The organism is Desulfomicrobium salsuginis (genome assembly GCF_054657795.1).
On the sequence record NZ_BAAHYA010000002.1, the window covers coordinates 1,532,714 to 1,544,663 of the forward strand.

An 11,950-nucleotide genomic window follows, 5' to 3' on the forward strand; every position below is an offset into this window, starting at 1 on the left:
ACATGAAAGCCAAGAAGAAGATCTACCTGTACACGCGTTTCGAGCGCTTCTGGCACTGGGTGCAGTCGCTGCTCATCTTCCTGCTGCTGCTGACGGGCTTCGAGGTCCACGGCACGTTCACCCTGTTCGGGTTCCAGAAGGCGGTGGAGTACCACAACTTCCTGGGCCTGACCTGGATCGTCCTGTTCGTCTTCATCGTCTTCTGGGTGCTGACCACGGGCGAGTGGCGGCAGTACATCCCGACGACGAAGAAGCTCTTCGAGGTCATCGGCTACTACGGTTCCGGCATCTTCAAGGGCTTGCCGCACCCGGTGCAGAAGTCCAAGGAGGCCAAGCACAACCCCCTGCAGCGCCTGACGTACCTGGGCCTGACGGCGATCCTGCTGACCCTGCAGATGGGCACGGGCCTGCTGTACTGGCTCTACAACGACTGGGCCATCTGGAACCTGACCTTCCTGAACCTGCGCCTGCTGGCGCTGATCCACCTGGCCTGCGCCTTCGCCATCCTGGCCTTCGTGGTGGTCCACGTCTACATGACCACCACCGGCCACACCCTGACCAGCCACGTCGCAGCCATGTTCAGCGGCTGGGAGGAGGTCGAGGAAGGCGAAGTGGCCGAGTGGGAAGTGCACGAGAAACGCTGAATCATCCTCCCCTCCCGATACGGGGCCGCGTTCCGTCGCCTGACGGGCCGCGGCCCTTTCCGTTGGAGGAGCGAACGTGTGCGAGTTTGCTTTGCCATGGCGGGTGCAAAGGTGTAAGCGCAAGGCACAACCCGGCCCGGGCCTGGCTGGACGTGAACGGAGCCTGATTCATGCGCAAAACAAAATTTCTTTCTAAAAGCATACTCAACATCACACTTCCGTATTTCGTTTTTTCCTCCTTGTGGATTCTCATATCCGATCAAATTCTCGCAATGCTTGACCTTGATCCGAACACTGCGCTGCGCTGGTCCATGTACAAAGGGTGGGGATTCGTCTTCGTTTCGGCATTCCTTCTGATGATCCTCATCCGCTTCAACCTGGCACGGCATGAGGAGCTCCTGAAGCGCCTTGCGGAGAGCGAGGAGCGTTTTCGCCTTGTGTGCGACAATCTCCCCGAGAGCTATGTGTACCAATTCACGTTGGAACCGGACGGGACGCCCCGATTTCTTTACCTCAGCGCCGGTTTTGAGAGACTCCACGGCCTCCGTACTGAAGACGTGATACGCGACGCCGGCCTGCTGTATCGCCAGGTGGCGCCGTCACAACTGCAGGAGCTGGAAGCTGGGCAAGCCGAAAGCGTCAAAGATCTCTCGGATTTCATGATGAAGCTCTCCATGCGTCGCTCCGATGGAGTCTGGCGATGGTTCCAAATTTGTTCACGACCGCGACGTCTGGCCGACGACCGGATCATCTGGGACGGGATCATCACCGACATCTCGGAGCAGATGGAGTCACAGCAGGAAATTCGCAGAACGAACGAACTGCTGGAACAGGCCGGCGAAATAGCCGGATTCGGGGGATGGGAGTTCGATGTGCAAACCCGGCAAGGCACCTGGACTGGCGAGGTGGCCAAAATCCACGATTTGCCCCCTGCGGAGAGAGAAGGCGTCGATCAAGGGCTGAGTTTCTATACGGAAACATCGAGGGGCAAGATCGAGCGCGCGGTGCAGGACGCCATTGAGCGGGCCCTCCCGTACGACCTGGAACTGGAGATGCAAACACGCGCCGGAAACAAAAAATGGGTCAGAACCGTGGGAAGACCCGTCATGGAAGAAGGCCGAGTCGTGAAGGTTGCCGGCGTCATCCAGGACATCACCGACCGCAAACGCGCGGAAACGGCCCTGCGGGAGAGCGAACACCACTTCCGCACGCTGGCCAACGCCGGAAAAGCTCTGATCTGGACATCCGGCCCCGACATGCTCTGCGACTATTTCAATGACACATGGCTGAAGTTCACGGGCCGGACCATGGAACAGGAACTCGGCAACGGCTGGGCCGAGGGCGTGCACCCGGACGATCATTCCCGCTGTCTGGAATTCTACGTCTCGAAATTCAACCGCCGCGAGGCATTCGAAATCGAGTACCGACTGCGTCACGCCGACGGCTCCTACCGGTGGATTCTGGACCTCGGCAACCCTCGCTATGACAGCGAGGGAACGTTCCTCGGATATATCGGACACTGCTACGACGTCACCGAACGCAAGCACAACGAGCAGGCGCTCATTCAGGCCAAGGACGCCGCCGAAGCCGCCAACAAGGCAAAGAGCGCATTTTTGGCCAACATGAGCCACGAAATCCGCACGCCGCTGAACGGCGTCATGGCCATGCTGCAAGTCCTGGAGATGACGCCGCTGGACCCTGACCAGGCCAAGTACGCGTCCATGGCCATGACGTCCTCGGAGCGGCTCTCTCGCCTTCTGACGGACATCCTCGACCTGTCCCGCATCGAGGCCGACAGGATGACCCTTCGCGAAGAGGCATTCGAGATCGGCAATCTGTGCGACTCCGTGCTTGAACTCTTCCTTGTCGCCTCCAGGGAAAAGGGCCTCTCGCTGAAGACTTCGCTGGACCCGGCCCTCCCGCCCAGACTGCTCGGGGACGAGTCGCGGCTGCGGCAGATCCTGTTCAACCTGATCGGCAACGCCATAAAATTCACCGAAACGGGCTCCGTCCATCTGGAGATGACGCCGCTGCGGTTCGCCAATGCGGAGATGCTCGTGCTGATAAGCGTCACCGACACGGGCATCGGCATTTCACCCGATCGGTTGGACGAGTTGTTCCAGCCCTTCACCCAGGTCGAAACCTCCTACACCCGGAAATATCAGGGCGCGGGTCTCGGGCTGTCCATAGTGCGCAGGCTCGTTGAACTCATGGGCGGCCACATATCCCTGGACAGCCTGCCTGGGGAAGGGACCGCCGTGCATGTCGTCCTGCCCCTGAAGTTGCCGCCTGCGGCCGGCACACCCGCGCAGACGGACACTGCGACGCGGAACGACACGCCCAGGGGCATCCGTATCCTGCTGGCCGAGGATGACTGGTCCAACGCTTTCGCCACCAAAACGCTTCTGGAAAAAAACGGATACGCGGTCTCCCTGGCCGTGAATGGGCAGGAGGTCATCGCCCTGCTTGAAACGCAGGAGTTCGACCTGATCCTCATGGACATCCAAATGCCCGTCATGGACGGGATCACGGCGACCAGGGCCATTCGCTCGTCGACACGCATCGGGCCGAAGAAGGACGTGCCCATCATCGCCCTGACCGCCTTCGCCATGACCGTGGACAAGGAAGCGTTTCTGGCTGCAGGGATGAACGGATTCCTGTCCAAGCCTGTAAAACTGGCGGACTTGCAGGCGGAATACCATAAAATCGCACACGGATCCGTCGGCTGAGGGGGACACGGACGGGGCGACTGCCTCACGGTGGAGACGATGAAGGCTACTGGGTGACCTATTCTTCGGGCACGAAGGGCTGCTCTTTCCTGGCCAGAACGTACAAAGGCTCTCTGACCCCCAGAATGGCTCCAAAATTGCGGAGCAATTCCAGCGCCGCCAGGGTGATGCTCTGCCCCTTGTCGATCAGGACCACGCCCTTTCCGCTCAAGACGGGGCTCATCAGCAGCATGCCTTCGTTCAGTTCGTCTATCCCGACGCTGCGGATCTCACTCTTCTGCCGTCTCTGCACGACCTCGGCCAACGCCGAAACGACTCGCGCATCATACACACCCGACTCCTCCCGCATACGCTGCAACGTCTCGTCGGAGTCGATGCCGACATTGTCCTGATCTACGAAATCAAGGGCCGCCTTCAAGATCCTGGCGCCCGTACATGGGTTCCCGGTCAGGGGCAGTTCATGTTCGGACACCATCTCGACCACGCCCTCCAGGCGGGGCACGTGCCGCAACAGGCTGCCCGCCATGGCCGGATGCATCAGGAATATCTGCTGCTCCTCCTTCGACAGTTCCTGGCCGGTGATCTTCCGCTCAAGGATGTCCATGGGGAGGGATATACACCCGATCTGACTGAGCATGGCCGCAAGTTCGTATTTCCAGCTGCCTTTCAGCCCGAGGACCTGCACCATGTCCGCGACCAGGGGCTTGGCTTTCTCCGCACGCCCGAAGGCTTTGGGGCTGACCGACGCGAGCAGGTCCGACAGGACCTGGATGCAGCCGCGCAAGGTGCCATGGAGAAGTTGCTTCTCCGAGATTGCCAGCCTGTACTGCCGCAACCCGTCGTTGACCGCCAGGAGGAGCGCGTCCGGTGAGCACGGCTTGGTCAGCAACCGGAAAATCCCCCCCCTGTTCACGGCGGAGATGGCCGTATCGAGGTCGGCGTGGCCTGTCAGCATGATGCGGACCGTATCCGGCCATCGGTTCTTGATGACTCCCAGAAACTCGACCCCATCCATGACCGGCATCTTGAGGTCGGAAACGACGACGGCGAAGGGGCCGCCTGACTCCATCAACTGCAAGGCGTCCAGGCCGCTTCCGGCTGTCTCGATCACGAAGTGCTTGCGCAGGTTGCGCCGAAACGTCTCAAGCACGAATTTTTCATCATCGACAAAAAGAATCTGTTCGCTCATGGACCCTCACCATTGGTTGTCTCAAGCGACTTGACCGCAGCCCGTCATATCTTCCCTGGCCTGCGGATGCGTTCTTTGCGAGCAGCATCAGTGCGCCGTGTCGAGTTCTGCTTCAAGCGAATCCTTCCACTTGGCAAATTTCGCTTCTCCATCCTCCACGTCAAAGAGAACACGTGCAAAGGAATGCGGAGCGTAACCGCTCAATCGCACGTAGCGATTGTGCATTTCAACATCGACATAGTGTAAAATTGCGGCCAAATGCGACAATTCAGGACCCTGAAGAATGCCGTGATGCTGGGCTATGGCGATAACGATGGGTTCGGAAAAACCCCACAACCCCAACAGGTACGCGCCGACTTCGGCATGTGTCACACACAGCTCGTCCGCCTCGACATGAGCCAGCGGGACATTTCTCCTCTGGGCGAGGAACAGAATCCGGACGTACTCGCCCGGGCACCCTTCGGCCAGGACGATCTTTCCGACATCATGCAGAAGGCCGCACAGGAATGCGTCCTCGGCAGCCTTGCCTCCCGCGCCTTCCCCGCGCCTGACCGCACGGCAACAGCGCGCCACGTCGATACAGTGGGTCCAGAGTTTTTCCGTATCAAAACCCGGATACATGTCCGGATCCAGGGTCTTGAAGACGCGGTCGGCCAGCACCAACCCCCGTATGAGGTTGACGCCGAGAATGGTCACGGCCTGCAAAATGTCGCTCACTCTGCGCGACAGCCCGAAATACGGCGTGTTGATGAGTTTCAGGATGCCGGTCGTCAGGCTCATGTCTTGGGAGACAATCCCGGCCAACGTCTGATTCGAGGTATTTTCGTCCCTGAGCGCCTTGGTCAGGTCCGTGTACACTTTCGGCACCACGGGCAGATGCTCCATGCGATGCACGACCGCCCGCAGACGCTCGTTCATGAGGAGAAAGCGAAGCCTCGAAGCCGATTGGACGGCATCGAGGAGTTCCGTCGGACTGACCGGCTTGTTCAGCAACTGGTGCGCAGCGACGAGGAGGCTCGAAACGACTCCATCCTCGGCCTCGGATGTCATCAGGATGCGCATGGTCATGGGCCAGCGCTCCCTGACCCTCACCAGCAAGTCTTTCCCGACCATGTCAGGCAGCCTGGCGTCGGTCACGATGACGTCGCAGGCGGTGGAAGAGAGCACCTGCTCCGCCTGACTCGCTGAAGTCGTCAACAGAAGGTCGATGGGAAGCTTCCTGGACGTGACGATACGCCGGAGACTCTGATGCACGATGGCGTCGTCATCGACGAAGAGCACCTTGAGCTTATCCACGACGCAGATCCTCGTCCCTTCCCGCTACGGGCAGGGAAATGATGAACGTGGTGCCCTGTCCGGTTTCGGTTTCAAAGCGGATTTCGCCCCCATGCTCTTTGACCACCACGCGATGGGCGATGAAAAGACCCTGGCCCGTGCCCTTGCCCACGGGCTTGGTCGTGAAGAACGGTTCAAAGATATGATCCCGGGCGTGGGGGGGAATGCCCGTCCCGTTATCCGTGACCCGGATGCGAACCAGGTCCCCCAGACTTCGGGTCTCGATCGTGATCTTGCCCGACCGTTCCGTTCCCGTGGGCGCGTCCATGACCGCGTGGGCGGCATTGACCACAAGATTGAGCAGCACCTGACCGATACCCTGCGAGGAGCACATGACGCGCGGCAGGTTCGGATCGAGGTCCACCGCCATGTCGGCCGCATATTTCCACTCGTTGCGCGACAGGGTGACCGTCTTCTCGACCAGTTCGTTCAGGTCGACCTCCTCATGCCTGTCGTGGCCCGGGTGCGCGAACTGCTTGACCGAATTGACGATGGCTGAGATCCGGTCGAGCCCCTGCATCGTCTCGGAGAGCGCCGAGGGGAGTTCTTCGAGGTAGAAGGGAATCTGCAACCCCTCCTCCCGAGACTCCAAGGCCTTCCGGGCCTCCCCTTCTCCGACCGCGGCCCGGCAAGCGTCGAGCGCCAGCCCCAAATTTTCAACGCCCTCCTTGATGAACCACATGTTGTTCATGACGTATTGGGTCGGCGTGTTGATCTCATGGGCGATGCCTGCGGCCAGCTGACCGATGGCTTCGAGCTTCTGCGTCTGGAGAAGCTGGGATTCGAGCATCCTGCGCTCGGTGATGTCCAGAAAAAGCAGCCAGTATCCCAGGGGCTGACCGTCCCCGGCGTCTTGCGCCACAGGCGTGACCAGAACGAACCGGATCTCCTGACGGGCCTTCAGGCGCAGATCGAACCGGGAACCCGGCAGAAAACAGGCATCCCGGCCGAATATCGTGCCGAAAAGCGACCTGTCCTCTTCATGCACCAGGGGCGTCAGGGGCATGCCGACGAGGTCCTCCCGACACTGCCGCACCAGATCGCAAAAATGGTCGTTGCAGTATTCGACCGTGCCAGCCCTGTCGACCTGCACCAGTCCCTGACTCATGTTCTCCGCCAGGCTTCTGAAGAGCTGCTCGCTGCGCGCCAGGCTTTCCCTGGCTGCCCTGCGGCGGCTCACATCCTCGACGAACCCTTCGAAGTACATGACCCTGTCCTGTGCGTCGCGCACTAGGCGTCCGCGCAATCTGCCCCAGAACGTCGACCCGTCCGGCCGGACCAGGTTCACGTCTTTGGCGGAAATGTTGTCCTTCTCCAGGCCTTCGCGGATGAGCGCGTCCCTGTCCTCAGGGCACGCATACATCTGGCTGGATATATCATTGTAATAATTGATCATATTTTCGACAGAACGAAAACCGAACATCGTGGCCATGGTTTTGTTGACGCTGATGTAAACCCCTTCGGGAGTGCTCTGAAATATTCCCACGGGCGCATGGTCGAAGATGCTCTTGTACTTGCTCTCGATGGACTCCATGGTTTCCCGGATTCTGTCCGAAGCCGTCACGTCGCGGGAAACGACGACCCGGCCGATGCGTTTGCCGTCCCCATCGAGCAGATCGCTGCTGCGGACCATGAATCTGCCGGGCAGGTTGGGATACGTCACGGACACTTCACGCGACTGATGCCCTTCGGCCGACAGCCTGCACTCGGTACAGCCCAGCACCTCCCTGCACGTCCTGCCGACCACGTCCCTCGGCGTCAGCCCGAGCTTGTCCGTCAGGGACCTGTTGGCACGCTGAATGACCCCCGAATCGTCGACCAGGAACACCACGTCGGAAATGGTGTCGAAGGTGCGTTCGAGTTCCTCCTTGGCTCTCTCGATCATCGTCCGGTTCTTCAGGGGCTCCGTCACATCCTGGAGAAGGACCGCATATCCCGGAAATTTGTCCGAAATGTCGGGCAACTGGCTGACACATGCCTGAAAGAGCCGCTCGCCGGCGGATGACGGAAAGGTCACAAGACGCTCGAGCGTGCCTCCCGGTATCCCTTCCCCCTCGCGCAACACGTCTGCGAGCCAGGGAAAGACCTTCTCGGCTTTCTCGCCGCAAAGGCTGGCCGCGCCGATGGCCGAGCGCCGTGCATAATAATCCCGCCCATGCGCGGCGTTCTCGTCCAGCAACCTTGCGGCGGCACGGTTCAGGTTCTCGATGGCTCCGTCACGCGAGACGAAGACCACCGGGTGAACGAGGCTCTCGAAAAAGGTCAGGTACCGATTCTTTTCATTGGTCATCTCCCGCAGGCTTGCGGCCATGCAGGTCCCGGAATCCTGGTCCCCCAGGCTCGCCCACTCGGAGCAGAACGCCGCGCTCATGCGGTCGCAGAGGCGCATGATGAGGTACTCATACCGTTCCCGCTCCCCGCCCGGGGGCATGAAATGCCTGATGCAGTCCAGGAATGCCTGCCTGTAGTACACGAACATCCCCAGAAACATGCCGATATCTATGCCGCGCTCCCGATGTCTGCGGGCTTCCTCCAGTCCGAACCTGGTTACGGGATCCGCATCCCAGTCCGTATGCACCTTGATCTCTATGCCGGAAGTGCCCCCGTTCTCGAGGGCCGCGGCCAGGGCATCGGTCAGACCGACAACGGAAAGCCGCCACGCTTCGGCGAGAGTGGACGTGTACGCGACGTAGCCGTGCTCCTGCGCATAAAAAAGGATGCGCTCAATCAACCAATCTTCCTTCTTGCGGAGCAGATCGACGAGATGATCACCCATTGGTATTCCTTGACTTCCTGCAGTGCGAATCCGGCCCGTCCACGTTGGACGAGCTGTCCCTACGCAAGGGTTGCCCCACGTCGGGATTCAGATTTTTCTTGTCATCGTCCGCGCCCAAGCCATACGTACTTGATCAGGCTGGCAAGCTACTTCAAGGGCCTAGGTTCTGCAAGAACGTACGGATAATTTTGACTCCAAAAGACGAGAACGACACACCTCGAAAGGGATGGCCTTCGATCCCGCGGCGATCGACACCCTGGCGGGAGTCCTGGAGGAACAGGCGGGCTTCCTGAACGACTTCCGAGCGATCGGAAACACCGACTGGCTCCTTTGAAGGGCCACTGCAGTATGCAGAAATCCGTGAATGAGGGTTAATCCCGACTGAAAACTGTCTTGCCGCGTGACGTAAAGTTACGTATCAAAACCTCTTGATACGTACTGCTCACGCCATTCACCGGAGGGTTGCCAGCGTTATGAAGTTTCTTGTCGTTGAAGACGACACTGCCGGGGCGACACTGCTGAGGATGATCCTGGACAAATACGGGCACGTCGACGAGGTGAACGATGGCCCGTCCGCCATAGCGGCTTTCAACGGCGCATGGTCGGAAGGCAAGCCCTACGATGTCATCTTCCTGGACATCATGATGCCGGACATGACCGGACACGACGTCCTCAGGATCATTAGGGAGAGAGAGCGGGCTCTTCGCCTGCCCCAGATAAGGGAAGTCAAGGTCATCATGACCACCGCCCTCGACAGTGCCGACAGCGTAAGCCAAGCCTTTCACGAGGGCAGAGCTTCGGCCTATCTCGTCAAACCGATTCACGTGCACAGCGTCATCGCGGAAATGGAGAAGCTCGGCATCCTCCCGGCGCGCGGAGCCTGAACGGGGACCGCCCGAGGCACGGCCGGGACAAATTGAAGGCCGGACTTCGCCCGCCGCCATCGCACCGCATGGAGAAATTTCGTCCCCATGCGACAGCGACAACCCAACCAACCGTCATTCCAGCATGTAGCAGTGGAAACCCAATTCGCTCCCGTCATTGACCCGACGCCAGTTCCCGGATATTGGTAGGACCAATTTCCATCCCAACCAAGGAGCAGCCCATGACCTACATTCCCGTCGGCGGACTGAACGTCGCAAAGCCCCTCTATGACCTTATCCGTGAACAGGTCGCGCCCGGAACGGGCGTGGCGGACACCGATTTCTGGGCATCCCTGGAAACGATCCTGCGGGATCTGACGCCGCGCAACGAGGCGCTGCTGGCCAAGCGCGACGACCTGCAGAAACGGATCGACGCCTGGCACACGGAACGCGCGGGCAAAGCCCATGACCCCGCGGCCTACAAGGAATTCCTCACCTCGATCGGCTACGTCGTGCCCGAGGGCGGCCCCTTCTCCATCGCCACGTCGGGCGTCGACCCCGAAATCTCGACCATCGCCGGCCCGCAGCTCGTGGTGCCGGCGACCAACGCCCGCTACGCCCTGAACGCCGCCAACTCCCGCTGGGGCAGCCTGTACGACGCCCTCTACGGCACGGACGTATTGCCCGAGGACGGCGGCGCGACCCGCACCGGCAAGTACAACCCCGTGCGCGGCGCCAAGGTCATGCAGTTCGCGGCCGCGTTTCTGGACAAGGTCCTGCCTCTGGCCACGGGCAGCCACGCCGACGTCATCGAGTACCGCACCCGGACGGAAGGCGGGATGGAGGTCTTCGAGGCCGCTCTCCCCGGTTCCGTCACGGGCCTGAGCGACCCGGCGGCCTTCGCCGGTTTCGCCCCCGGAACTCTGCTCTTCAGCAACCACGGCCTGCACATCGAGCTGTGCATCGACCGCGCCCACCCCATCGGCTCGGCCCACCCCGCGGGCCTCAAGGACGTGATCCTGGAGGCGGCCGTGACGACCATCGTGGACTTCGAGGACTCCATCGCCGCCGTGGACGGCGAGGACAAGGCCCAGACCTACGCCAACTGGCTGGGCCTGCTGCGCGGCGACCTGCAGGCCGCCTTCGACAAGGGCGGCAAGACCGTCTGCCGCAGCCTGAACCCCGACCGCGCCTACACCGCCCCCGACGGCTCAATCCTGACCCTGCCCGGCCGCAGCCTCCTGCTGGTCCGCAACGTCGGGCACCTCATGACCACGGGCGCCGTGCTCCAAGACGGCCGGGAAGTTCCCGAGGGCATCCTCGACGCCATGGTCACGGGCCTCGTCGCCCTGCACGACCTCAAAGGGCTCGGCTCCCTGCGCAACAGCCGCGCCGGCAGCGTCTACATCGTCAAACCCAAGATGCACGGGCCCGAGGAAGTGGCCTTCGCCTGCGAACTCTTTGACCGCGTGGAGGACGCCCTGGGCCTCGGCCGCCACACCATGAAGATCGGCATCATGGACGAGGAGCGCCGGACATCGGTCAACCTGAAGGAGTGCATCCGCGCGGCCAGGGAGCGGGTCATCTTCATCAACACCGGCTTCCTGGACCGCACGGGAGACGAGATCCACACCAGCATGGAGGCCGGCCCCATGGTGCCCAAGGCGGCCATGAAGAACCAGCGCTGGATCCTGGCCTACGAGGACTGGAACGTGGACACGGGCCTGGCCTGCGGCTTCTCGGGCAAGGCCCAGATCGGCAAGGGCATGTGGGCCATGCCCGACCGCATGCGCCAGATGGTCGAGACCAAGCAGGTCCACCCCCTGGCCGGCGCCAACTGCGCCTGGGTGCCCTCGCCCACGGCCGCGACCCTGCACGCCATGCACTACCACGAGGTGGACGTCTTCGCCCGCCAGGTCGAACTCGCCGGCAAGTCCAGAGCAAGTCTGGACGACCTGCTGACCCTGCCGCTGCTGGACGGGAAACTTACGCCGGAAGAAATCCAGCGCGAACTGGACAACAACTGCCAGGGCATCCTGGGCTACGTGGTGCGCTGGGTCGACCAGGGCATCGGCTGCTCCAAGGTGCCGGACATCACGGACACGGGCCTCATGGAGGACCGCGCCACCCTGCGCATCTCCAGCCAGTATCTGGCCAACTGGCTGCACCACGGCCTGTGCACGCCGGAGCAGGTCCTCGAGACCCTCAAGCGCATGGCCGCCGTGGTCGACCGTCAGAACCAGGGCGACCCGGCCTACCGCCCCATGGCCGCGGACTTCGAGGCCAGCTTTGCCTTCCAGGCCGCCAAGGACCTCATCTTCAAGGGCATCCAGCAGCCGAGCGGCTACACCGAACCCATCCTGCACGCCAGGAGACGGGAGCGCAAAGCCAGAGACCTCAAATAAGACTCCACA

The 11,950-nt window shown here is 61.4% G+C and carries 7 protein-coding genes; 4 read left to right on the forward strand and 3 right to left on the reverse strand.

Translation table 11 applies throughout. From position 1 onward, the window contains the following. Positions 1 to 2: 2 nt before the first annotated feature. Positions 3 to 644 (forward strand): cytochrome b/b6 domain-containing protein, encoded by a 642-nt coding sequence (locus ACYQ3G_RS14065; protein ID WP_459826625.1) that lies wholly within the window; start codon positions 3 to 5, stop codon positions 642 to 644. Positions 645 to 916: 272 nt separating this feature from the next. Continuing rightward, positions 917 to 3,373: a PAS domain S-box protein gene (locus tag ACYQ3G_RS14070; RefSeq protein ID WP_459826627.1), complete on the forward strand. Its 2,457-nt coding sequence runs from the start codon at positions 917 to 919 to the stop codon at positions 3,371 to 3,373. Positions 3,374 to 3,431: 58 nt separating this feature from the next. Here the strand turns inward: ACYQ3G_RS14070 and ACYQ3G_RS14075 are convergent, their stop codons facing one another. The 3 genes from ACYQ3G_RS14075 to ACYQ3G_RS14085 all read right to left on the reverse strand — a co-directional run bounded on the left by ACYQ3G_RS14075 (position 3,432) and on the right by ACYQ3G_RS14085 (position 8,673). Continuing rightward, complete coding sequence (locus tag ACYQ3G_RS14075; protein WP_459826629.1) at positions 3,432 to 4,562, reverse strand: response regulator; 1,131 nt, start codon at positions 4,560 to 4,562, stop codon at positions 3,432 to 3,434. Between the two features lie 87 nt (positions 4,563 to 4,649). Then, positions 4,650 to 5,858: a response regulator gene (locus ACYQ3G_RS14080; protein WP_459826631.1), complete on the reverse strand. Its 1,209-nt coding sequence runs from the start codon at positions 5,856 to 5,858 to the stop codon at positions 4,650 to 4,652. After that, on the reverse strand, positions 5,851 to 8,673 hold the full coding sequence (locus tag ACYQ3G_RS14085; RefSeq protein ID WP_459826633.1) for a PAS domain S-box protein: 2,823 nt from the start codon (positions 8,671 to 8,673) through the stop codon (positions 5,851 to 5,853). Before ACYQ3G_RS14085 ends, ACYQ3G_RS14080 begins: the two co-directional genes overlap by 8 nt. Positions 8,674 to 9,146: 473 nt before the next feature. On the opposite strand from ACYQ3G_RS14085, the gene ACYQ3G_RS14090 reads away from it, so the two are divergent. Further along, positions 9,147 to 9,557, forward strand: coding sequence for a response regulator (locus tag ACYQ3G_RS14090; RefSeq protein ID WP_459826635.1), 411 nt, complete (start codon positions 9,147 to 9,149; stop codon positions 9,555 to 9,557). 221 nt (positions 9,558 to 9,778) lie between these two features. Beyond that, positions 9,779 to 11,941, forward strand: coding sequence for a malate synthase G (locus ACYQ3G_RS14095; RefSeq protein ID WP_459826637.1), 2,163 nt, complete (start codon positions 9,779 to 9,781; stop codon positions 11,939 to 11,941). Positions 11,942 to 11,950: the final 9 nt, after the last annotated feature.